At 44.5% G+C, this 22,679-nt stretch carries 20 protein-coding genes; 8 read left to right on the plus strand and 12 right to left on the minus strand.

The annotated features are described in order from the left end of the window. The first annotated feature begins 24 nt into the window (after positions 1-24). The 4 genes from BWI96_RS22500 to BWI96_RS15085 all read left to right on the plus strand — a co-directional run bounded on the left by BWI96_RS22500 (position 25) and on the right by BWI96_RS15085 (position 3,212). Positions 25-453, plus strand: a complete 429-nt coding sequence (locus tag BWI96_RS22500; RefSeq protein ID WP_232793749.1) for a c-type cytochrome — start codon at positions 25-27, stop codon at positions 451-453. 158 nt (positions 454-611) lie between these two features. Next, complete coding sequence (locus BWI96_RS15075) at positions 612-1,361, plus strand: outer membrane beta-barrel protein (protein WP_106637384.1); 750 nt, start codon at positions 612-614, stop codon at positions 1,359-1,361. Between the two features lie 163 nt (positions 1,362-1,524). Further along, on the plus strand, positions 1,525-2,148 hold the full coding sequence (locus tag BWI96_RS15080) for a porin family protein (protein WP_106637385.1): 624 nt from the start codon (positions 1,525-1,527) through the stop codon (positions 2,146-2,148). Positions 2,149-2,231: 83 nt separating this feature from the next. Next, positions 2,232-3,212 carry a bifunctional heptose 7-phosphate kinase/heptose 1-phosphate adenyltransferase gene (locus BWI96_RS15085; RefSeq protein ID WP_198555268.1) on the plus strand — a complete coding sequence of 327 codons (981 nt, stop codon included), beginning with the start codon at positions 2,232-2,234 and terminating at the stop codon, positions 3,210-3,212. Between the two features lie 70 nt (positions 3,213-3,282). On the opposite strand, the gene hemE is transcribed toward BWI96_RS15085, so the two are convergent. Further along, a complete protein-coding gene (hemE, locus tag BWI96_RS15090) occupies positions 3,283-4,314 on the minus strand; it encodes a uroporphyrinogen decarboxylase (RefSeq protein WP_106637387.1) in 1,032 nt (343 codons plus the stop codon). A gap of 665 nt (positions 4,315-4,979) precedes the next feature. Between hemE and yihA the strand changes: the two genes are divergently transcribed. Further along, on the plus strand, positions 4,980-5,591 hold the full coding sequence (gene yihA / locus BWI96_RS15095; RefSeq protein WP_106637388.1) for a ribosome biogenesis GTP-binding protein YihA/YsxC: 612 nt from the start codon (positions 4,980-4,982) through the stop codon (positions 5,589-5,591). Between the two features lie 164 nt (positions 5,592-5,755). Continuing rightward, positions 5,756-6,199 carry a DUF5606 domain-containing protein gene (locus BWI96_RS15100; RefSeq protein WP_106637389.1) on the plus strand — a complete coding sequence of 148 codons (444 nt, stop codon included), beginning with the start codon at positions 5,756-5,758 and terminating at the stop codon, positions 6,197-6,199. Between the two features lie 58 nt (positions 6,200-6,257). Here the strand turns inward: BWI96_RS15100 and cysM are convergent, their stop codons facing one another. The 9 genes from cysM to BWI96_RS15130 all read right to left on the minus strand — a co-directional run bounded on the left by cysM (position 6,258) and on the right by BWI96_RS15130 (position 17,837). Then, positions 6,258-7,133, minus strand: coding sequence for a cysteine synthase CysM (gene cysM / locus BWI96_RS15105; RefSeq protein ID WP_106637390.1), 876 nt, complete (start codon positions 7,131-7,133; stop codon positions 6,258-6,260). A 107-nt stretch (positions 7,134-7,240) separates the two neighbouring features. Next, positions 7,241-8,542, minus strand: coding sequence for a vanadium-dependent haloperoxidase (locus BWI96_RS15110; protein ID WP_106637391.1), 1,302 nt, complete (start codon positions 8,540-8,542; stop codon positions 7,241-7,243). Continuing rightward, positions 8,539-10,437, minus strand: a complete 1,899-nt coding sequence (locus BWI96_RS22505; protein ID WP_232793750.1) for an FG-GAP-like repeat-containing protein — start codon at positions 10,435-10,437, stop codon at positions 8,539-8,541. The genes BWI96_RS15110 and BWI96_RS22505 overlap by 4 nt, the downstream gene beginning before the upstream one ends. Positions 10,438-10,444: 7 nt before the next feature. Further along, positions 10,445-11,575 carry a VCBS repeat-containing protein gene (locus BWI96_RS22510; protein WP_232793751.1) on the minus strand — a complete coding sequence of 377 codons (1,131 nt, stop codon included), beginning with the start codon at positions 11,573-11,575 and terminating at the stop codon, positions 10,445-10,447. Then, positions 11,533-11,796 (minus strand): hypothetical protein, encoded by a 264-nt coding sequence (locus tag BWI96_RS22515; RefSeq protein ID WP_232793752.1) that lies wholly within the window; start codon positions 11,794-11,796, stop codon positions 11,533-11,535. The genes BWI96_RS22510 and BWI96_RS22515 overlap by 43 nt, the downstream gene beginning before the upstream one ends. 282 nt (positions 11,797-12,078) lie before the next feature. After that, a complete protein-coding gene (locus tag BWI96_RS23380) occupies positions 12,079-12,540 on the minus strand; it encodes a SusD/RagB family nutrient-binding outer membrane lipoprotein (RefSeq protein WP_369804183.1) in 462 nt (153 codons plus the stop codon). Beyond that, entirely contained in the window at positions 12,513-13,511 is a 999-nt protein-coding gene (locus BWI96_RS23385; RefSeq protein WP_369804181.1) for a SusD/RagB family nutrient-binding outer membrane lipoprotein, read from the minus strand. Before BWI96_RS23385 ends, BWI96_RS23380 begins: the two co-directional genes overlap by 28 nt. Before the next feature lie 10 nt (positions 13,512-13,521). Beyond that, positions 13,522-16,662, minus strand: coding sequence for a SusC/RagA family TonB-linked outer membrane protein (locus BWI96_RS15125; RefSeq protein WP_106637392.1), 3,141 nt, complete (start codon positions 16,660-16,662; stop codon positions 13,522-13,524). Between the two features lie 590 nt (positions 16,663-17,252). Continuing rightward, positions 17,253-17,837 (minus strand): DUF255 domain-containing protein, encoded by a 585-nt coding sequence (locus BWI96_RS15130; protein ID WP_232793754.1) that lies wholly within the window; start codon positions 17,835-17,837, stop codon positions 17,253-17,255. Positions 17,838-18,003: 166 nt separating this feature from the next. On the opposite strand from BWI96_RS15130, the gene BWI96_RS15135 reads away from it, so the two are divergent. Then, the gene (locus BWI96_RS15135) at positions 18,004-18,975 is read left to right on the plus strand and encodes a polyprenyl synthetase family protein (RefSeq protein WP_106637409.1); all 972 of its coding nucleotides are present in this window, start codon (positions 18,004-18,006) and stop codon (positions 18,973-18,975) included. 104 nt (positions 18,976-19,079) lie between these two features. Next, complete coding sequence (locus BWI96_RS15140) at positions 19,080-19,619, plus strand: DinB family protein (protein ID WP_106637394.1); 540 nt, start codon at positions 19,080-19,082, stop codon at positions 19,617-19,619. A gap of 179 nt (positions 19,620-19,798) precedes the next feature. Here BWI96_RS15140 and moeB read toward each other — a convergent pair whose 3' ends face one another. Further along, on the minus strand, positions 19,799-20,920 hold the full coding sequence (gene moeB, locus BWI96_RS15145) for a molybdopterin-synthase adenylyltransferase MoeB (protein ID WP_106637395.1): 1,122 nt from the start codon (positions 20,918-20,920) through the stop codon (positions 19,799-19,801). Between the two features lie 362 nt (positions 20,921-21,282). Continuing rightward, a complete protein-coding gene (locus BWI96_RS15150; RefSeq protein ID WP_106637396.1) occupies positions 21,283-22,671 on the minus strand; it encodes a PQQ-dependent sugar dehydrogenase in 1,389 nt (462 codons plus the stop codon). Positions 22,672-22,679 lie beyond the last annotated feature (8 nt).

The following is a 22,679-nucleotide window of genomic DNA, read 5'->3' on the forward strand; positions in this document are numbered from 1 at the left end:
AAACCGATTCCTAAAATCGAGGAAATGGTAAGCTTATCGGGAGATGTGCAACGTGGCGTAAAAGTCTTCGCTCAAAACTGTGCAGTTTGCCACCAGATTAATGGACAGGGAGCAGATTTTGGCCCCAAACTTTCCGAGATCGGATCGAAGTTACCCAAGGAAGGCCAGTACATGGCGATTCTTTATCCTTCTGCCGGAATCAGTTTTGGATTTGAAGGCTGGAATGTTCAACTGAAAGACGGAACCAATCTGGTCGGTATTGTGGCTAGTAAAACCGAATCGGATCTGGACCTGAAATACCCCGGAGGAACTGCCCAGCGTTTAAAAATGACGCAGGTGAAGAGCATGAAACAGCAGCAGGATTCTATGATGCCTGCTGGTTTGCACGAAAATATGAGCAAACAGGAATTGGCCGATCTGGTAGAATACCTCATGACTCTAAAAAAGAAATAAAGCAGTAATAAGTTAGAGAAGACCGGATCTTGATCCGGTCTTCTCGTTTTTTCGCTCTTAGAAATAGTTAAATGCGATTGATCTGACGGGTATTTGCACGCCATTCTCAAATCCTTTCGTTTCTTTGCGTTTCCAACACGTAGTCGTATTCCCTTCACATGAAAAAAATCTGCTTTCTCAGTATCTCATTAGCATTACTTTCCACTTCACTATTTGCTCAGCGTGAGTCCGATCCGAAGTGGGTCTTTAAAATGGGGCTGAATGGCACGGATATGAATCGTAATCTGGTTGAAAATACCGGAGATCCTGTTCTGAAACCCGCTTTCACGTTTGGCTTTGCCCGCAATATTGAATTTGTTCCTAAGTTATTAAGTCTGAATGTCGGCCTACGTTACAGCCCCCGAGGCTATTGGTCGCAGCAGAAATTTGATGAGCAGGTGGTATACCGTAAAGTTGATAATACTCGCCGGGCCTCTACCATCGTTCCCCGAAATCGAAGCTGGAATTCCCTGCATTATGTGGATGTTCCCATTGATCTGGTCTTGCAAGTAGGCGGAGAAAGAACCAAATTCTATGCTTCTGCGGGAGGTTACGTAGGCTTAGGAGTATATGGCAAAAACACGATTCGATACCGTACCGTAGAGTTTGTTCACGACTCTACTTCGTCTAATCTCGGAATTATTCCAGACCAGCGAGACTTAACCCGGAAAGTAGATCCCTTTAAAAGTGACCTCAAACGCCTGGATTACGGCATTAACTTAGCCGTAGGTATTCGACGCAATTATACCGTTTTTGGACTTACTTATAGCCAGGGATTAGCCAATCTCTCCAACCTGGGTTCAGGTGGTTCGATTACTAACCGTTCGTTCGGTCTGTTTATCAATTACTTTTTTGATGATGCTTTCTAGCTTTTCTAGCATCACTTTTTTAAGGACTGCGTTTTGAAATAGTTTAGGTTTAAGGAATGAGCCAGCAGGTAAGAAGAACAAGTAGAGTTTTTCAAAACAAATCTCTCATTCTGGCTATTAATACTTGAGATAAATCTAAACCCCACATTCAAAACTCATTAGTATGAAATTCTTTACCTGGCTCTTATTCCTGTTAGCTCCACTGGGAGCAATGGCTCAGAGCAAGTTAGTTTTTAAGGCAGGCGGAAATGTATCAAGCATGAGTCAGGCGTTAAGCTCTGAACTGGATGCCCCAATTTCCAAAGCCGGTTTTCACGCGGGACTAGGTTCTGATATTCCGCTTACCAGCAGTGGCAATCTGACTATTCAACCGACCTTACTCTTTGTTCAACGCGGTTATATTGCTGATTTTAAGCAGGATACTCGTCGGGCTAGTACCACGCTCAATTACCTGGATTTACCCGTCAACGTAACACTGAAACTGGGTAATGAAGAAAGGAATACCAAATTTCTGCTTTTTGGAGGTGGTTATGTAGCCTGTGGATTGGGAGGAAAAACCATCGAACGGGAGAGCGGTCAGCCTCAAACGGAGTATAGTGTTCGTTTCAATTATGATCTACAACGATTCGATTATGGCGTGCAGGGCGGCATAGGCGTGCAGTTTGATTTTTTCCAGCTTTCGGCTTTCTATCAGCAAGGACTGGCGAATGTGTCAGAAATGTCACAAAATGCGAAGAACCAAACCTTTGGTCTGAGTATCAGTTACTTGTTTGACAATATATTTTAAGTTGAGCGGTCATTCGAACGTATTTCCCCATTGCAAGAATAGAATCATTCAGCGAAGGTTTCTGAGCTATTTTATTAGATATTATGTTATTACCTGCTGTCTTTGAAGCATTCAATGAATTAAAAGTATTGGTGATTGGAGACGTAATGATTGACAGTTACGTCTTTGGTCGGGTAGACCGGATTTCTCCCGAAGCCCCCGTACCCGTAGTGGTAGCCCAGCGGCGGGAATACCGTTTAGGTGGGGCTGGAAACGTGTTACTGAACGTTCAAGCTCTGGGAGCCCAGGCCATCGCCTGTTCCGTGATTGGTACGGATTCGTACGGAGATGAGTTATGCAATCTTCTGGAAAGCAAAGGATTAGTTACCCGGGGCATTGTTCGTAGCCGGGATCGTATTACAACGGTGAAGGAAAGAATTATTGCTGGAAGCCAGCAGGTGGTGCGGGTTGATACCGAGACGGAAGCTCCTATTTCAACGGAAGAAAAAGCAAGTCTCTTGCAGAAAATTAAAGAGCTGGCTCTTCAGTGTCAGGTTATTATCTTCGAAGATTACGATAAAGGCGTTATTTCGGCTGATCTGATTCAGCAGGTAGTCAGTTTTGCAAAAGAGCACGGTATTCCAACGGTTGTAGATCCCAAAAAGCGGAATTTCCTACATTACCACGGCACTACGCTTTTCAAGCCCAATCTGAAAGAATTACGCGAAGGACTCAATATCAGTTTTGATGTTCGAATTCCTTTAGAACTGGAAGCAGCTGCTCAGAAATTAAAAGACGCTCTGTCGCTCGATGGAACGCTTATTACGCTCTCCGAACGCGGCGTTTATATTGACTTCAAGGAAGAAAAATGCCACTTACCGGCCCACATTCGTCAAATTTCGGATGTTTCTGGGGCTGGAGATACGGTAATTAGTATTGCCGCCTGTTGTGTGGCCTTAGGCTTAAGTCCCCAACGCATCGCTGGTCTGTCTAATTTAGGTGGTGGGCTGGTGTGTGAAGAAGTGGGCGTAGTACCTATTAACAAATCGCTCTTACTAGCCGAAGCTTTAGTAGCTAATTTGTAGCGTTATGAATAACAGAAGGGTTGATGATAGTACCAATTCTATCATTCAACCCTTCTGTTATTTATTCCTTTTAAAATTGATATTCCTTTACGGTATCAATAAAGCAACGCACTTTATCAGGATTGGTGTCGGGATATACCCCATGGCCGAGATTAGCAATGTGCTTTTGACCGCCAAACTGACGAAGCATCTCTTGTGTTTGCTTCTTAATTTCCGAGAAACTGCCGTAAAGCACACAAGGGTCCAGGTTACCCTGCAATACTTTCGAAGGAATCATTTCGCGACTTTCGGCAATGTCCATATTCCAGTCGAGGCCTACTACCGAACAATTCAACGCATTCATTTCCCGTCGAGCAAAGAAAGCCCCTTTGGCAAATACCGTAACGGGAACCAACGCCTGCAATGCGTCGCAAATCTGAGAGATATAAGGCAACGAAAACTCCCGGTATTGTTGAGGCGAAAGAATGCCCGCCCAGGAGTCAAATAACTGCACCAAATTGGCCCCAGCCGCTACCTGAGCTTTTAAATAGGCAATCGTAGTATCCGTAATTTTTTGCAGAAGTTTATGGGAAAGCTCGGGCTCGGCGTAAAGGTATTTCTTGGCTACTGAGAATGTTTTTGAACCTTTCCCTTCAATCATGTAACAAAGAATGGTGAAGGGAGCTCCGGCAAAACCAATGAGCGGAACCCGACCATTTAATTCTTTTTTGGTGATGCGGATGGCATCCAGCACATACTTCAACTCTACTTCAGGATCGACTTCTTTTAACTTCTCAACGTCCTGCAAGGTCTGAACCGTAGTCGGAAAAACGGGGCCACGGGCTTCGATCATTTCATAAGGTAAGCCCATTGCTTCGGGCACTACCAGAATATCGGAAAAGATAATGGCGGCATCTACGCCCAGCAAATCTACGGGCTGAATGGTTACTTCGGCTGCCAGTTCAGGCGTTGTGCAAAGGTTAATGAAGCTACCGGCCTTGGCCCGAACTTCGCGGTATTCAGCCAGGATACGTCCTGCCTGTCGCATCATCCAAACGGGTACGCGTTCTACCTGTTCGCCGCGAGCCGCTCGTAAAAACAAATCGTTCTGAAGAATTTCCATGCCGCAAAGGTAAGGTTCAGTTTAGAGTTTTCAGTTTTCAGTTTAGAGTTTTCAGTTGGTTTAGAGTTTAGAGCGGCCGCCGCTGCGGTTTGGGGTTTGGGGTTTGGGAGGGAAAAACCGATAAAGGTAGGGAAGAGGTTTTAAAATGAAAGTAATAGCCCCGGTCTGGATCGACCTGGATGACAATCCCGGGTTTTCGTATAATAGGTACTCCCGCCCTGGCTGGTGTCCTCACCAGCCCTTACTAAAAGCATAATGGTTGGTGAGGACACCAACCATGGTGGATGCGAGTTGTTTGGAAATGGGAGGTATAACCCCAGAGGGGTTGAATATGGGTAGCCCCAGGCTGGATAGCCTCGGATGACAATCCGGGGGGCGTATATAATTACATGCTCCCGCCCCTGGCTGGTGTCTTCACCAGCCATTCATAAAGGCTCAATGGTTGGTGAGGACACCAACCAAGGCGGATGATTGCCCATCTGAAAAATCATAGCAATCAAGCATTTCAAGTAGAGATGCGACTTCATTGCGTCTGGGTAAGAGGCGGTTCTTGTTACGATTCAAATGATTCGCATTGCCCGGCTAGACGCGATGAAGTCGTGTCTCTACCTAATAAAACGGAAAACTGAAAACTGAGCCTTACCTTTGCTGTAAATATTAAGAGCATGAAGATTAAAGAAGCCGCTTTTGTGGTGAGTAACACAGATTGGGAGAAATGCCCCAAACCTGATCGGCCCGAGTATGCCTTTATTGGTCGGTCGAACGTGGGTAAATCTTCCCTGATTAACTCACTGGTACGTCGGAAAGATCTGGCTAAAACTTCGCAGACCCCGGGTAAAACCCAGTTAATCAACCACTTTTCAGTGGACAATACCTGGTATCTGGTCGATTTACCGGGCTATGGGTATGCAAAAATCAGTAAGAGCGAGCGGGATAAATTTGAACCCATGATTTTTGGGTACCTCCAAAATCGCCCCAACCTAGTGTGTACGTTCGTGCTGGTGGATGTTCGCCATGACCCCATGTCGATTGATCTGGAATTTATGTCACAGTTAACAGAGGCTGAAGTTCCATTTTACATCGTCTTTACCAAAGCTGATAAACTATCAAAAAGTCAGTTGGAGCAAAAGGTAAAAAAGTATAAGGAAGGCTTTCTCCAATTTTTTACCGCAATGCCGAAATACTTTGTAACCTCATCCGTTGACGGTTTAGGTCGCGATGAAATTGCCGAAGCCATTGGAGAATTGAATGCGGATTTTCGGGGTGCCCAGCGGTAATAGCCTGATGATTGGCTACTTTTGTGGTTCGGTTACCGAAAACCATTCTATTTTGATAGAAAAGAAATTGATTTGACTAAGCTAATCTGTTGATAATTAGACAGATAGGTAAAAGGTCGAACCTAAGCTTAAAAACGCTTATTTGCCACAACAACTTTGATTACATGGAATTGTTAAAAGAAATTGCCCACATTTCCGGAAAACCCGGTCTGTACCGAATCCTGAAGCCAACCCGTACGGGAGTGATTGTGGAGACTATTGATGAGAAAAAAGGTCGTACGGTAGTGGGAGCGAATGCTCGCGTTTCTGTATTGAAAGAAATCTCGGTTTATTCGGATAATGAAGAAGGGTCAAAACCTCTTCCTGATATTTTTCTAGCGATTCGTGAAAAACACGGCGAGAAAGTAGACGTGGACACGAAAAACGCCAGTGATGCCGATTTACGTGAATTTTTAGGCGAGGTTTTCCCTGAATTTGATCGTGAGAAAGTATATGCTTCGGATATCCGCAAAATGATCTCCTGGTATAACCTGTTGTCTCAATACCTGCCAGAGGCTTTCGAAACGGCTACGGAAGAAAACTCTACAGAAGAAGAAACCGCAGCTTAAGGGTAACCTAACTGGATGAAAAAGCCCCGAAATTTCGATTTTGGGGCTTTTTCTGTCATTACTCACCAAAAAGATTACTTGATAAATAACGATCACCTTTATCGCAGATGATGCAAACAATGACTCCTTCTTCGAGCTCTTCGGCAAGTTGAAGGGCCGCCGAAACGCACCCGCCCGAGCTCATGCCACCGAAAATCCCCTCTACCTGAGCTAATGTACGGGTCATGGCAATGGCATCAGCTTCTGCTACGTCCATGATTCGATCTACCCGGCTGGGGTCAAAAATCTTCGGTAAATATTCCTGGGGCCAGCGACGAATACCCGGAATGGAAGATCCTTCTGTAGGTTGGCAGCCCACAATCTGAATGTCAGGATTCTTTTCCTTCAAATAAAGTGAGTTTCCCATAATGGTTCCGGTCGTACCCATCGAACTTACGAAATGGGTAATGGTGCCATTGGTGTCTCTCCAGATTTCTGGCCCCGTTGATTTGTAATGAGCCAGGTAATTATCGGGGTTCGCAAACTGATTGAGCTGAAAGTGCGTGCCGTTATCTGCTTTTTCCTGGGCATAATCCCGACAGGCTTCGATGCTTTCCAGTAAGGTAACTTTCGCTCCGAAAGCCTCCATGGTTAATACCCGCTCCCGGGTTGAATTCTGGGGCATAACCAGCTCAATGTCCAAATTATAGAGTCGGGCAATCATGGCGAGGGCAATGCCCGTATTCCCACTGGTGGCCTCAATGAGAGCCGTATTTGCCTTGATCTCGCCTCGTTCCAGAGCACTGCGGATCATATTCAGAGCCGGACGGTCTTTTACACTACCGCCGGGGTTATGTCCTTCCAGCTTACCAAAAATTCTAACCTTAGGGTTAGCATGCAGGCGAGTAATCTCAACCAGCGGAGTATTGCCTATAAAATCGAGAAGTAAAGCCATAACAAACAAATGATTGTCTAACGAATAACGTCAGAGCAAAGTAATGGGTTGCGTATGGTAATGCCTCATGATTCTATAGATTATCTACGTTTATCTGTTTAAGAACTCTATTTGTAGCCAGCCTTCTTTACCCGGGCAATAACATAATTGCCAATATTTCGGCCTTGTTCCTGCCCATGTTCAATAGAGTCCCGGTAATGAATGCCTCCGTATAAACGTGAAACAGCAGCCTCGGCTGCTGCCTGCCGGAAAGACTTGAATTGCCGGGTAGGCAGATCAAAAATGACTTCTGTGTTATCCGTAAAGGCAAAATCGTCCCCTATAAAAAAAGTTAACACTTCCGCTACAGCGGTTGAAACCACACTGTGGCCACTCGTATATTCAGGGAACGGAGGGGTCTGTAGCAGTGGTTGCCAGGTTTTGTCAATACTTTGCTGAATGTAGGTTTCCGGGCGAATCCGGTTGCTGCGGTATTTTTCATCCCAGCAACTAATGAAGGAGTCGTGTAGCGTCATTGCCGTAGTGGCTAAAACTAGAACCGAGCGATTAAAGCTAAGCTTGGCCTGAGTAGTAGCAATGCTGGTAATGTTCATCCAGTGGCCGCCCGGACTGATTTTCTTGAAGCCAATCATCATGTGGCCGGAAGTATTAATGGCAAAGGGATTACAGTCCCAGTAAGAAGCAATGGCTCGGTGTTCCGGGCTTAGATCCTTGCCCTCTTTATAGACCTCATAAGCAATTTTATAAAAGTCACTGGTAGTGTCTCGACTGAAGGTAACCGGACGCTTAGGGGCAAACTGATTGCAAGTATCCAGCATAAAAGGCCGGATGGTTTTCCAGTGAGGCTCCACGGCTTCCATATACCCTGGAGGCGTTGGGTACCAGTAACCATCACCTTTGATGGGACGGTAACGCAGGCGTGTGCTGAGCTTGCCGTATTGATCAGTTGTAGAATAGGCAATGACGTGTTTGGCCATTAACTGAGCCGCCGCAATGGCCTCGTCAATGAGTTGTTGACTTTTGCCTTCCTGCTTCCACGCGTCCACCAATTTCTTTTCGTCTTCTTCCAGCATATAACCCGAAGGCAGAATGAGCCGACCTGTTTCCAGGATGCAATAGGTTGCTGCCATCGCATAATCGTACGATTTCAACGAACTCAAGTCCGGCTTTTTGAAATTCTTAGCAAGCAGCGTAGGCGAGGGGATTTTCTTATCCTGACCCGAAACAAATTCCTGAGCACCCATCAGGCAATAGGAGTAAAAACGGGCTGCTGCCGGAGGATTCACCACGTCGTGAATCATTACCATCGTTACCGCAAAAACAGAAGGCTGTAAATGCTGGGTAGGGTTAGGTTTCTGAGCCCAGGTAATGGAAAGGCTACTAAAGAAAAGTAACAGAAAACGTTTCATTTCAAATGGTAGAATTGTAAAGGCTGGTCAAAAGCCCCAATGACTAAATAATTCTGATTATTAACCCGTAGCTGTAAAGCAGATTTCACGTCGCCGTCGACGGATAAGCCAGATTCTCCCTGATTAACATATTCAAATCCTAATCCCTTAGCTTTGAGCAGACAGCCATAGTTGGCATCCATCGTACCGAGCTTGAGGCGATTAAATGACTTGTTACCCAGCAGTAATAGGTCCGTTTGATGGTGCTGACTGAAGTCTCCCGCAAGAATCTGAGTAATGGGGGCAAACTGCGATTGAATCGGTAAAATCTCTTTTTTGAACTTGCCCTGATCCCGACGGAACAGTAAGCTACGAGCTTCAGTAACGGTCCATTTAAGGGCTGAACTAAGTTGTTCGGGCGTGAGAATACGGTCAATCGTGGCTTCTGAATAATCTTTATAGGAAATAAACTTCCTACGCATCGGAAAAATCTGATCGTTCAATTCATCCCGACTTACGAACGGATAAGACTTGTTCTGCATGTAAAAACAGAAGATGGGGTCAATCGATCCGTTTTTATCAAAGTCGGCATAGTAAAGTTCGCCGGGTTGTTCGGGTGATACTTTGATTTGGGAATTGGTACCCAGATTCCCGGCAATGATTTCTTTTACGCCATCATTATCCAAATCGGTAACCAGAATCGAAGACCAGAAACCATTTTCCTCCTGTGAAAAATACTGACTGCTCTGATCGGTGAAACCTTCAGGCGTATTTTTGAAAACCTTAATGGGCATGAATTCTCCGCAAATAATCAGATCTTTTCGCCCGTCCTGATCCAGATCTTCCCACTGAGCATCCGTTACCATTCCGTTAATCGGAAACCGATGAGCGATAAATTCGCCCTTCCCCTTGTTCTCCAGTAAATAGGAAGAAGGGCTCAGTGGATATTTTCCGGGAATAACTCTACCGCCTACGAAAAGATCAAGGTCGCCGTCCAAATCATAATCAGCGACACGCACGCATGATTTACTGCTGGCATTGACACTGGGTAGGGCAGAAAGCGTTAGGTTGCCCTTCCCATCATTCAGGTACAAAAGATCTTGTAGCGAAGCGGTATTCGGCTCGAACAGCGAATAACCCCCCATTGCCACGTATAAATCGTCGTAGCCATCACCGTTCGCATCAAAGAATACTGCGGCGGAGGCGGCGGAAGTAGTTTCATCCCCAATAACCAGCTTATCAATGCCTTTGAAGGTTCCGTCTTTTTGCTGAATCAGAATTTTTCCGGTATTACTCTGATCTCCGCTGATGAATAGATCCTCAAGGCCGTCTTTGTTCACATCACCTTTGGCCAAGACAGGCCCCGATTGAGAATACATAGACAGCATCAAGGGCTGGCGTTTAAAATCATTTTCCGAGTAACCCTGGTGGGTATGCGTAATGAGCGGTTTTACTTTTTCGAATAAAACGGGCTTCTTTATCGCCGACGCTACCCAGGGTTTCGTATTTTTTTGTTCAACCACCAGACGCTGATTGGCTTTTATGTTTCTAAGTACTTCAAACGATAAATCTGGCCAGATGATCTGAACGGAGTCTACGTTGGTATAGGTACCTAAGCCAAAATGTAAGGTAAGCGGTTGAGAGGAGAGATAACCCCGCACAGGCATCAGCTCCTGATATTGCAGACTTCCTTTCGTATAAATCGTTACCTTGGCACCGAGGGCATTTCTATTGCCTTTGGGTGAACGCAGTCTGAATTGCAGGTAATTACTGGCGTTATTTTCCCGGCTCAGATTTTGATAAATAGAAGCAGGCTCATTGATATTGTTAACGACTAATTCCAGATCACCATCATTATCCAGGTCGGCGTAGACGGCTCCGTTTGATACGCAGGGATTGGTTAACCCCCATTCCATTTGTTTGTTAGTAAACGTGAGGTCGTGGTTGTTTTAAAACGTAGTTGGGCAAACGGCTCGAAGGAATGGCTTTAATTAAGTCCATTAACTGCATCGGCTCGCGATCCATCGCTTTGCGAATCTTGTAATCACCCCAATATTTTAAAAAGTCTTTATTGGTAAAATCCCGCAGATACCCGTTCGACACGAAAAGATCTTTGTACCCATCATTATCATAATCGGCCATGAGCGGACTCCAGCTCCAGTCCGTATTAGAAATGCCTGCGGTCTGGGCAATTTCGCTGAAGGTGCCGTCGCCATTATTAAGCTGAAGCATGTTTCGCATGAACTGCTTGTGCAAATCCTGCTTCAGCATTAATTCATACGACTCGTAATTTTCCTGAAGCTGCAAGGTTTTCTGACGACGGTTTTCTTCGGGTAACATATCCAGCGAAACAATGTCCGACCAGCCGTCATTGTTATAATCAGCAATGTCCAGCCCCATGGAAAACTGCGACATGTGACGCAAGGCTTTTTTGCTTACTTCCGTGAAAGTGCCGTTTTTGTTATTTAGGTAGATGTAATCCGGCTCGTTATAATCATTGGTAACGTAGAGGTCCTGCCAACCATCTTTGTTAAGGTCGGTCACAACCACGCCCAGCCCGTACGTTAGCGTGTGCTGGTGAATACCCGTCTTTTTAGTAACTTCTACGAAATGATTATTCTGATTTTCGAAAAGCTTATTACCCGCCAGAGCATCAACGTCGTTGCGGTACTTATATAGCTCGATGTTGTCATACTTACCTACGCTGTGATTCAACAAGAGTAAATCAAGGTCACCATCATTATCATAATCAAAAAAAGCCGACTGAAAACTGTAGGAGGGATCGTCCAAGCCGTATTCTTTGGCCATCTCTTTAAAGGTAAGATCACCCTGATTAATGAAAAGCTGTTTACGACGTTTCTCGGCGTCGCCTTTGCCCATGTAGCACACAAAAATGTCCAGAAAGCCATCGTTGTTAACATCGGCCATGCTAACCCCACTTTTCCAAGCATCGGCTCGGCCCGTCATACCCGCCGAAAGGGTGATGTCCTTAAACTTCAGGTTACCAAGATTCAGATAAAGTTTGTTCTCCTGAAGATTAGAGGTAAAAAACAAATCATCCAGCCATCATTATTGATGTCCCCAACGGCCACTCCACCACCACTATAGAAGTATTCATACTCCATAATGTTACGGGTTTCCGTTTCTATGATTTCGTTTTTAAAGGTAATACCCGTTCGGTCGGAGGGAAGTAATTGAAAAAGGGGCTTTTGAGCCCTTGCAACCGAAGGAATGATAGCAGCAACCAAAAGATACAAAATACCTTTTTGGATCATGAGTAGAACTGTGTTTTAAGTAAGGGGGCAAGTAGAAACGAAAAAACTTCAACGATTAGTTGAAGTTAATACCAGAATACAAAAATAAAGGGGGTTTCCCCCCTTTATCCGAAATTAATTATTATTTGTCCCACCATACCCGGGAAGTCCAGGTATCGCCGCCGGACAGACGACCTACGGCTGCTTTGTAGTTTTCAGCATTTAAGCTACCTTCTCCCGTTGGATAAACCTCACGGCGAGGAATATTGCCGCCTGAGAAATTACCCGTATAATTTACAGGAGTTAATTGAGGTAACCAGAACGTCTCCAGTTACTCCAGGCTTCGATGAAGTTTTGAAGAATACTGGTGGTTGCCCAGTATTGCTCGTTAATTTGCTTCAGAGCCGTAGACGTTACCAGAGGGTGAGCAGTGGCGTAAGCATCCGCCGTTGCGGCACTAATGGTAGTAGCCGTTCCGAATTTAGCTAATGACTGCAAACCGGCAGAGACTGCATTTTTGTAGTGCGTTGCTGCTGAGCCCGTTACTGAATAGCCACGCGTTGCTGCCTCAGCTAGTAACAATTCCGTTTCCGCGTAAGTCAGTACAAAAAGAGGGCCGCTCTGGTTACGGAATACACTTGTTGGACGAGAATATTTACCGATAGGAGTAGCATCTGCTCCACTTCCGGTACCGCCAGGGTAGTTGGGAGATTTAGTAATATCCGTAGCACCACCTGTTAAGTCGTAACCGTTAGGCAGACTAATTGATTGGCAAAAGTGCTATCTCCTGCAGTAGCTGCTTGATTGGCTTGCAGACCAGCGGCTGGAACTTCAGCAATTTTAGTCAGACGAGGATCGCTATTTGCTTTGAGATAGTCGATCATCGTTTTGCTCCAGCGAAGTTGATAAAGGTCAGCAGCTGTAGCCAAAGCTGAAGCATTGGCATTGGTGTAACCATTGGTTAAATCTGCCTTCAGGTAAGCATCATCAGATACGCTGGTGAATGTACCACCAGCTGCTGCTTTCTCTGCGTAAGTCTTAGCCGTAGTTGGATCTACTTTTGTTAAACGCATGGCCAGCTTCAACATTAGCGAGTAACCATAACGTTTCCATTTAGCTACATCTCCTCCGTAGAAAGCATCATTGGTAGGGCCTGTCTGAGAAGTATTCAGGGCAACCGTAGCTGCTTCTAAACGAGTTAACAGATCCTGGTAAACACTCTGCTGGGTATCATAGGCAGGACGCGTAATACCGGTAGTTTTACCCTGAAGAGCTTCTTTATAAGGAATATCTCCGAATACATCCGCCGCCGTTGCCAGACTTTGAATTTGCATGATAGTTCCAATGTTTTCCAGATTGGACATGGAACCCTTTCTTTTGGCTAATTGCCCCATTTCATACGCGAAACTTGCCGCGTTGTAAGCATTATTCCAAACGCGATCCAGGTATGAATAAGTATTGTTAGACAACACGTACTTATCACCGTTGGTATAGTAGTTAGCACCACCTGTTGAAGTCGAAGCATACGCCTGAATCCACATACTCTGAAATAACATAGGGTTATAACCAGAAATAGATTCAACGTATTTCCACTGAGCACTAGGTAACAGAAGGTTTGGATTGAAAATTGCTTCTGATGCCTGATTCGGGTCAGTATTCAGCTCATCGAATTTATCCGTACAAGAGAATTGTAATGACCCAGCAAGTATAGAAAGGAGAATAAGTCTCTTTTTCATCTCTAATATCTTATTTAAACTTAATGTTTAAGTTAACGCCATAGGTACGAGCGGAAGGAAGACCAGTACCTTCAATACCGTAGTAGTTCAGGTTTGCTCCGAAAGAAGATTCAGGATCGATGTTCTTCGCTTTTTTCATCAGGTATAACAAGTTCCGCCCTACCAGAGAAACGTTAACAGCCTTGATTAGAGGCAGTCCTTGCAATAATTTGGCAGGTAGGTTATATCCTAAAGTGACCTGACGCAGTTTAATGAAGTCTCCGTCAATAACGCTGGTTCTGGTGATGTTATTTGCTAAGCCACGGTAGTAATCCTGAACGGGCGTTTTAGTAGTGCTTGCCGCACCATCTGCTGTTACACCAGTAGTAATAACACCAGTTTCACGACCTACAAGCGTAGCTTTGTTCAGACCTCTGAAGTACGTAGCGTATTCTGTTGCAGAGAGAATCTTGTTACCATAGTTGTAATCAATTAGGAAGGCCAGATTGAAGTTATGGAATGAAAAATCGTTATTCCAGCCACCAAACAGGGTAGGTAATACAGTGCCCCAGGTTTTCAGATCACCACGAACAGGAATACCAGCGGCGTCTACTACGATCTGACCATTCGCATCATACTTGTAATCGTAAGCTCTGATTTGAGGACCTGAATAACCAGGAATGAAAGCAGTGGTTGCGTTGTCAAGCGTGGCCCGGTTTTTACCTAAAACAACAGGATTATTGTTCTCGTCGGTACTTAAGATTTTATTCTTAACAGAAGTCAGGTTAATGGACGTATTCCAGGTGAAGTTCGATGTTTTCACTGGTGTACCATTCAATTGTAATTCCAGACCTTGGTTTTGAGTCGAACCCGTTGCTACCAAACCTGATGTATAACCCGCTGCAAAGCTATAGTTTGCATTCATGATCTCGTGATTGGTCTTCTGCGTATAGTAAGAAGCATCCAGACCTAAACGACCCGAGAAGAATTTCAGCTCTAAACCAATCTCAAGCTCACTTTTCGTGAATGGTTTCAGACCTAAGTTGGGTAGCCCAGTACCGAAATTACCCGTAGCAATACCATTAAGAGAGTTACCAACGGAGTAGTAAACTCTAGTTTTATAAGCTTCTAAGGGCTCACCACTGGTCACCGCGTAAGAAGCACGAAGCTTACCAAAGCTAAGCTTGTTTACTTTAACCAGGTCAGAGAAGACGAAGGAACCAGAAACCGAAGGAGTGAATACACTAAAAGCGTTCGGGGCTAATTTAGAAAAGCTGTCATAACGTCCTGTAGTAGTTAAATTCAGGAAGTTTTTGTAACCTAAATCAAAGCTGTAGTAAGAAGAAACTACCTCTGAAGCAGTGTAATTATAATCACGATTGTAGTTTACAACGTTTCTCCAGCTGTATAAATCACGAAGAACGAAAGGACTACCACTAATGGATTGTTTGTCGTAATTATTTTTACGGAGGTTAGCACCAAGCAAAGCATTGAATGACAAGTCTTCGGTAATATTTTTATTGATACCGATCAAACCGTCAATGTTCATTTCTGTTGTACGGGCCACCGATTGTTCATCTAAAGCTCCTTGTCCTACTGGATCCGATTTGATAGAATAAGCCGTTCCCCAGGGAGTTACTTTGAAAATCTGATCATTGGCATTGTCATAACCAATCCGAGCCTGAGCATAAATCCAATCGGCAAACTGGTATTTCGTTGACAACATCGAAATCAGACGCTGACGAGTTACGTTGTTAACGTATTTGCTGGTAACGAAGTAAGGGTTTGTTACGTAAGAATCATCGCTGAATACAATCTCTTCGCCCGTCGTTGGGTTATAGCCCGGAGCCAGAATACGCTCATCTACGTTTGTTGCCAGGAACATACCATTGTTAGCGTTCAATGGACCGTCACTCAACTGAGGCTTGTTATGGACCCGCTCGTTGATGTAATTAGCCATTACACTTACGCTGAACTTCTTCGTGATGTTCTGATCAGCCGTTAAGTTGATCGTTTTACGATTCAAGCCACTGTTAGGCAGTATAGACTTGTTATCCAGATTAGAAAGGGATAAACGGAAAGAACCGTTTTCACCACCCTGCCCAATAGATACGGTATTTGTAGTGCTAGCTCCTGTACGGTAGAAATTCTTAATGTTATTCTTCTGAGCAGAATAAGCATATTGGTTTCCATCGAACTGAGTCATCATGGAACCGTCCAGTTTTGCACCCCAGCTCAAACGAGTTGACTGCTGAGCATCAGCAATTGACGTAGGTTTGCTACCATATTGACCTTGACCATATTCATATTGGAAGTCCGTCAAGTTCATTGGGGTATCCATGGCGTAGTTCAGGTTATAATCAACTGAGAACTCACCTTTTCTACCTTTTTTCGTGGTAACTAAAATAACTCCATTAGAAGCACGGGCACCGTAAAGAGCCGAAGCAGATTGGCCTTTCAGAACAGTCATGTTCTCGATGTCATCGGGGTTTAAGTTACCTAAACCATCGCCACCATCGGCACCACCCCACTCACCAGCACTTCCGCGTTGAGTATTATCCATTGGAACACCATTGATGATGATCAGAGGAGCACCACCAGAGTTCATACTAGGCATACCGCGAAGTAAAAGCTTAGAAGTGCCGCCAGGACCACCGTTGGTTCCGCGAACACTCAGACCTGCTACCCGACCAGCCAGCGAGTTACCAAGGTTGGTTTCACGGGCTTTAGTCATTACTTCTGCATTGATCGTTGATACGGCATACCCTACGGTACGGGCTTCTTTCGATACGCCCAAAGCCGTTACTACTACTTCCTGAAGATTACCATCATTAGGAGCCAGACTTACATTGAGTACGGTCTGGGTTCCAACGGTAACTTCTTTCTTATTATAGCCAACGTAAGAAACGATAATAACCGCCTGGTCATTAGGGATAGAAAGCGTAAAGTTACCATCGGCCCCGGTAATAGAACCTTGAGTGGTACCTTTAATAGATACGGTAGCCCCTGCTAAAGGCTCTCCTTTTTCATCTGTCACCTTACCCGTAATCTGGCGATCGATGCTCATGGTAGCAGAATTTTCTCTACCATAAGTAGGAGTCTCTGCACCTGAAAGCCACATTCCCAGACAAGTAAGAACCAACAATGAGGTCTTAGATAAGCTTCTTTTCATAAGAAGAATGGAAAATGAAGTTTAAGTTTAATTCGTACGTGTGTATACAGCTTGCGGGTTGTATTCTTATAAATTAAGCAGAGTATAGAGGTCGAGAAATAATTATACTGATTACTTTAAATAGTTATAATGACGGGTACGCAAAGGTTGGTCATTATTGATATTCTGATACTTTATCTACAAAAACTTTAATTAATGCCTATTGATAACATTTGTAAGTGAATATTCTGTATTCTATATTAATAATGTTATTTTATTCTGTTCAGAGGGAGCGAACAATAATTTTATTTCATACAAATCTATTCTGTATTATTTAAAATTTTAAATAAATAGGGATAATTTTTTAAAATTTTATTTTATCTAAGTGAAACTCAGCAATATAATCTAAGACTTGCTTTATATGATTATTAGTAGAAAGCAGATAAAATCAATCTACTACTGGATAATTATGTATAGAGCCCAAAGGAGGGCAAAAGTAAAATTCATCTTGGAAAAGTTTAAAACAAGCCTGATTCTCAGTTAACCTGATCAATAAAAAAGCCTACACAAAGTTGGGATTTGTGTAGGCTTCTTCAGTTGTAACTACTAGATCAACGGGTAAACGCCTTCGGATAAATCTCGCTTTTATACTTCTCCCAGGGCGTTTGCTTTTTATGATAATTATCGCCAAAAAACGTAATAATCTGATGAAAATCAGGGGCTTTGTGAAAACCGGGTACTGCCTGGATTACTTGTAGTTCATTGTTCTGGACGAATGTTTCGTCCATGAAGACCACGGTGGGGAAGCTCATTTTGCCGTTCATTAATAAGGCCGCCAGCTCCTGATACCCTCGATTCCCCTGAGCGATGTAGTTAAAGGTGTGAGAGCCCAGTTTGATAGGGTTTTTACCCTCTGCATCAAGCTTTACAGCGTAATATTTTTGGTTCACATATTCTACGACTTTAGGATTCGTGAAGGTCTCCCGATCCATTACCTTGCACCAGCCACACCAGTCGGTGTAAACATCAATCATGAATTTGCGGGGCTCTTTTTGGTTGCGGGCGTAGGCTTCCTCTATGGTAAGCCACTCAATTTTTGCCGCTTTAGGGGACTGCGGTTTCTCTTGAATAGGAGCGAAAGACCAGCCTGCCACCGAAAGGGCCAGCATGCAGCAAAAAGTAAGGATGGAACGCATGTATCGTTTGATTTGAGATCAAATTTGGGTAGAATCTCTGATAATGTTAAGATTTATTACGCTGAAAACGGAAGTTGATAACAGAAAGTTGCCTGAGCGAGTTAATTTTGAAAACCCAATTCAACCATCCTAAATAGGGGATGAATTGCTTCTGTTACGGATCCTTATGCTACTCAACGACTATACTGCTGCTATCGAGCAAACCATTGCAACTACCGAATACGGCCAATCTCCCATCGAATTATACGAACCCATTCAGTATATCATGAGTCTGGGCGGTAAGCGGATTCGTCCTTTATTGACTGTTATGTCGGCGGCTCTGTTTACGGAAAGCTGGCAGAAAGCCGTTCGGCCTGCGATTGGAGTGGAGGTTTTTCACAACTTCACGCTCATGCACGATGATATTATGGACAAAGCTCCGATTCGTCGTGGGCAACCTTCGGTGCACGAAAAGTGGAACGAAAACGTGGCTATTCTTTCAGGAGATGTGATGCTGGTTTCGGCGTATGAATTCATGACGGAGGTAGAAACGGCTCATCTGAAGGCCGTTTTGAAAAAGTTCAATCGGGCGGCGGCTGAAGTGTGCGAAGGACAGCAACTAGACATGAATTTCGAGAAGCGTTCGGATGTTACCAAGGCTCAGTATCTGGAAATGATTCGTCTGAAAACGGCTGTATTGTTAGGCTTTGCTCTGGAACTAGGCGGAATTATTGGTGGAGCCGATGAAGAAACCGGCTTATTACTCAAGAAACTGGGTGATGCCATCGGTCTTGGGTTTCAACTGAAGGATGACTTACTGGACGTATACGGCGATCCTGGCAAGTTTGGGAAGCTGGTCGGCGGTGATATTCTGGCAAATAAAAAAACGTATCTATTAATAGATGCTCTGGACAAAGCTGAAGGTGAAACGCAGGAGGCCTTACAATTTTGGTTATCCTCAGCGGATCATAATAATATCGAAAAAATTCAGGCGGTAACGGAGATTTATAATCAGTTGGGGGTTCGGGAAGCGGCGGAAGCAGAGATGAATCGCTGCTTTGAACAAGGATTCGAATACCTGAACGCTCTGAATGTTTCCGAAGAAAAGAAGAAACTGCTCAGCGACTTTTTCAAAAATCTAATCGAGCGGGAAAAGTAACCCAGGGAGCTATAAACAAAGAATCCGCTCGGATTGACCAAGCGGATTCTTTGTTTTATAACCTGATTTTTCGCTAGCTTTAGTTATCGATTAAAGGATTGAAAATGAAAAGGAGACAAGCGATTCAAACTTTAGTAAGCGGCTTATGGGCAAGTTCGGCATTGACGGCTCAGGCTTCTGCTAAAGAAGAAGCCTTTCAGAAAGAATTTAGCCAGGCCTGGAAACGCTCGCGTGAGTATACACTGACGATCTTTAATCAGATGCCGGAAGAACATCTGAATTTTAAGCCCATGCCTGAAATGTTCTCGTTTCGAATGCAGTTTGTGCATGGCATGATCTATACTACGGCTCAACTGGCCAATCGGGTAGGAGTGAAAGATCCTTATGAAACTGCTCAGGGCTGGAATCAGCGATCGAAAGCAGAGGTAGCAGCAGAGTTAAATCGTTTTTATGATTGGGTACAGCAAACGGTTTCAGCTTTAAAGCCCGAACAACTAAGCAAAATGCAGGAGTTTGTCGGCGAAGCTATCACTGGAAGACAGCTATGTTATGCTCTGGAAAATCATATCATCCACCACCGAGGTCAGAGCATTGTTTATTTACGCCTGAAAGGAATTACGCCAGAAGGGTACTTTGGCTGGTAAAGGAGGCGAGTTTAATGGAGTCTGAGGAGGTTGGATACAGCGTTAGAGAAAGTTTGATCCATTGCAGTTTCTTCATGACTATCCTAATTTTTGAACTTCCCGAAAGCCTTAAACTTTCGGAAAGTTTTATTACTGGAGCAACTGAATCCATCCGTTGACCCTATCAACCTCCATCAAACCTAATACTTAGCCATTCGCATATCTACATCTTCGGCCCAGGAGTGGATGCCGCCTGCGAGATTAGATAAATTATCGTAACCGTGCTCATGAGCCAAATATTGAATCACGCTGGCTGATCGCATGCCGTGATGACAATACACCACTACCGGACGGTCACGAGGAACCTGATCAAAATTGGCTGGAATGGTTGCCATAGGAATTAACACAGCTCCGGGTAAGTGACAAACATCATATTCTTCCGGGTTTCTGACATCCAGCAAAAATGTATCCGGCTCGCGTTTGAGCTGACGAACTAACTCTACTGCTGATAATTCCGTAGGTAATAATTCATTTGCTGCTATTTTTCGGTTCGTTTTTAATCCTTCTTCAGCCAATGTTTCTGCGTCAGAGCGGCGTTTGAATTTCATTTTCCGCTGCGAATTTTCCAGTAAATCTACCAGTAACAACTCTCCCGACAGCACATTTCCAATACCCGTAATAATCTTGATTACCTCATTGGCCTGAAACATACCGATCATGCCCGGGAGAATTCCCACTACGCCTACTTCCGCACAATTAGGAATTTCCAGACCGCTGGGTGGAGTAGGAAAGAGGCAACGGTAGGTAGGACCTAAAATACCTTCTTTGACATAGTTGAATGCCGAAACCTGGCCCTCGAAGCGGTGAATGGCTCCGTAGACAAATGGTTTTCCCTGCAAAACGCAGATGTCATTAATCAGATAGCGAACGGAGAAGTTATCCGTGCAATCCACCACGATATCGAACCCATCAATGATGGAAGCGGCGTTTTCTGAAACTAGATTAGTTGGGAAGTATTCGTATTCAATCAAATCATTCAGTCGGCGAAGACGATTGGCTGCTACGGTGGCTTTGGGACGAGCGACGTCAGCTGACTCATAAAGTACCTGACGTTGCAGATTCGTTTCATCAACGGTATCTCCGTCGACAATGCCAATGGTACCTACACCCGCTGCAGATAGATACAAAAGCACCGGGCAACCCAGTCCTCCAGCACCTACCACCAACACGCGGGCACTCTTAAGGCGTTCCTGTCCTTCGGGACCCATTTCGGGTAAAAGCAGGTGTTTTTGATATCTCTGTTTTTCAGCGGAAGAAAGCATACGCACAACTGAGGGTAAAATGTAAAAAGATGAGCAGCCCTAAAAAATACATTCCCGGGACTTGAGTTTTCAGTTTTCAGTTGGAAAGAGAAAATTTATAAAGGTAGAGAATACTCGTATGAGTTGAAAATATAACCCCGGAGGGGTTCAACATGAATAGCCCCGGATGAAATCCGGGGGGGAGATAAATAAACCTGTTCTGGCGGACGCGGTTTTGTAGATAGCTTCTGCCTGAATACCCCTAGTTTGAATACCCCCGAATAAATAATCCCCAAACGAAAGAAATCATTTAACCCTTCGGCAATGCTACTTATAGCATTGAAAACTGAAAACCGCAGACTGAAAACTATTGATACTGAAAACTACTGAACAGCAATTCGGTAAATATATCCGGGGTCTTCGACGGCAATGTAGGCATAACCGTCCGGTCCTATGCTAACGTTCCGAACGCGGCCAATATTGGGGAATAGAATTTCTTCCTTCACTACTTTATTATTCTTAATTACGCAGCGATTCAGGTATTTAAAACGCAGCGAACCAATTAATAAGTTACCCTTCCAGGCTGGATATCGATTACCCGTGACCAGAGCCAATCCGCTTGGAGCAATAGACGGAACCCAGTAATGCTGAGCCTGCTCCATGCCGTCTTTGGCTTTCAGGTCGGTAATAACCTTTCCGTCATAGTTAATCCCATATGAAATAACCGGCCAGCCGTAGTTAGCTCCTTTCCGAACCATATTCAACTCATCACCGCCACGGGGACCGTGCTCGGTTTCCCAGATCGTTCCCGTGGCTGGGTCGATTAATAAACCTTGTGGGTTGCGGTGACCCCAAGAGTAAATGGTACCCTTCGTTTTATCCTTAAATGGGTTGTCATTTATTGGACTACCGTCGTCTTTCATCCGGTGAATTTTCCCTAAATCGCTATCCAGATTTTGCGGATTTGTTTTTTCGCTCCCGCGTTCTCCAACGGTTACAAAGAGATAGCCATTTTTATCAAAAGCCATTCGTGAACCATAGTGGTGACGGGTTTTGGAGTAAGGTAATGCTTCGAAGATAATCTCCTGATCGCTCAATTGATTACCCTCCAGTTTAGCTCGCATAACTGCTGTTGTGGATAATTTTCCCTCGGGAGCATCTTTGAACGCCGAATAAGAAAAATACACCCAATGATTTTTAGCGAAATTCGGGTGTAAGGTAACATCCAGTAAGCCGCCCTGACCCTGAGCCAATACTTCGGGTCCGCCGCTTACTTCCGTCTTATGCTGTTTGGAATCGACCAAATAAATCTTCCCGTTTCGGTCGGTTACCAGCAGGTTTCCATCGGGCAGAAAACCCATGCCCCAGGGATTATCCAGTCCAGAAGCTACGGTATCGAGTCGGGCCGTAAACGCTTCAGTTTTAAAAATGTTTGATTTGGGTTTGTTGTTAAAGCTGTAGCGATTCCCTTTTTCAATACTCGTTTGAATCAACTGAGCAATGCCTTCAATCTGAGCGGGTTTTAGGGTACCTTCCCAGGCTGGCATGCCAAAATCGGCGTAGCCTTTGCTGATACTGGCGATGAGTTCGTCCTTGCTGGTGCCATGTTTCCACTTGCGGTCTACAAAGGCCTGCACATCACCGTGGCAACTGGAACAGAGCGTTTTAAAGGTCGTTTCGGGTGATTCGGGTGGGGTAGGTTGAGATAAATTAGAAAAACTTAGGCCCGTAACAGTCAGGACTGAAGCAATCGTTAAGTATCTGAAAATCATAAGGAGGA

It is taken from the genome of Siphonobacter sp. SORGH_AS_0500 (genome assembly GCF_002838835.1).
Classification (GTDB): domain Bacteria; phylum Bacteroidota; class Bacteroidia; order Cytophagales; family Spirosomataceae; genus Siphonobacter.

What these genes read in the sequence shown, in the direction of transcription:
- BWI96_RS15075 (WP_106637384.1), top strand. Translation starts at nt 612, where the DNA reads ATGAAAAAAATCTGCTTTCTCAGTATCTCATTAGCATTACTTTCCACT.
- moeB (WP_106637395.1), bottom strand. Translation starts at nt 20,920, where the DNA reads ATGCTTTCTTCCGCTGAAAAACAGAGATATCAAAAACACCTGCTTTTA.
- BWI96_RS15110 (WP_106637391.1), bottom strand. Translation starts at nt 8,542, where the DNA reads ATGAAACGTTTTCTGTTACTTTTCTTTAGTAGCCTTTCCATTACCTGG.
- BWI96_RS15135 (WP_106637409.1), top strand. Translation starts at nt 18,004, where the DNA reads ATGCTACTCAACGACTATACTGCTGCTATCGAGCAAACCATTGCAACT.
- BWI96_RS15130 (WP_232793754.1), bottom strand. Translation starts at nt 17,837, where the DNA reads ATGCGTTCCATCCTTACTTTTTGCTGCATGCTGGCCCTTTCGGTGGCA.
- BWI96_RS15140 (WP_106637394.1), top strand. Translation starts at nt 19,080, where the DNA reads ATGAAAAGGAGACAAGCGATTCAAACTTTAGTAAGCGGCTTATGGGCA.
- BWI96_RS15080 (WP_106637385.1), top strand. Translation starts at nt 1,525, where the DNA reads ATGAAATTCTTTACCTGGCTCTTATTCCTGTTAGCTCCACTGGGAGCA.
- BWI96_RS23385 (WP_369804181.1), bottom strand. Translation starts at nt 13,511, where the DNA reads ATGAAAAAGAGACTTATTCTCCTTTCTATACTTGCTGGGTCATTACAA.
- BWI96_RS15150 (WP_106637396.1), bottom strand. Translation starts at nt 22,671, where the DNA reads ATGATTTTCAGATACTTAACGATTGCTTCAGTCCTGACTGTTACGGGC.
- BWI96_RS15125 (WP_106637392.1), bottom strand. Translation starts at nt 16,662, where the DNA reads ATGAAAAGAAGCTTATCTAAGACCTCATTGTTGGTTCTTACTTGTCTG.
- BWI96_RS22515 (WP_232793752.1), bottom strand. Translation starts at nt 11,796, where the DNA reads ATGATCCAAAAAGGTATTTTGTATCTTTTGGTTGCTGCTATCATTCCT.
- cysM (WP_106637390.1), bottom strand. Translation starts at nt 7,133, where the DNA reads ATGGCTTTACTTCTCGATTTTATAGGCAATACTCCGCTGGTTGAGATT.
- BWI96_RS22500 (WP_232793749.1), top strand. Translation starts at nt 25, where the DNA reads ATGGTAAGCTTATCGGGAGATGTGCAACGTGGCGTAAAAGTCTTCGCT.
- hemE (WP_106637387.1), bottom strand. Translation starts at nt 4,314, where the DNA reads ATGGAAATTCTTCAGAACGATTTGTTTTTACGAGCGGCTCGCGGCGAA.
- BWI96_RS22505 (WP_232793750.1), bottom strand. Translation starts at nt 10,437, where the DNA reads ATGGAATGGGGGTTAACCAATCCCTGCGTATCAAACGGAGCCGTCTAC.
- BWI96_RS15100 (WP_106637389.1), top strand. Translation starts at nt 5,756, where the DNA reads ATGGAATTGTTAAAAGAAATTGCCCACATTTCCGGAAAACCCGGTCTG.
- BWI96_RS15085 (WP_198555268.1), top strand. Translation starts at nt 2,232, where the DNA reads ATGTTATTACCTGCTGTCTTTGAAGCATTCAATGAATTAAAAGTATTG.
- yihA (WP_106637388.1), top strand. Translation starts at nt 4,980, where the DNA reads ATGAAGATTAAAGAAGCCGCTTTTGTGGTGAGTAACACAGATTGGGAG.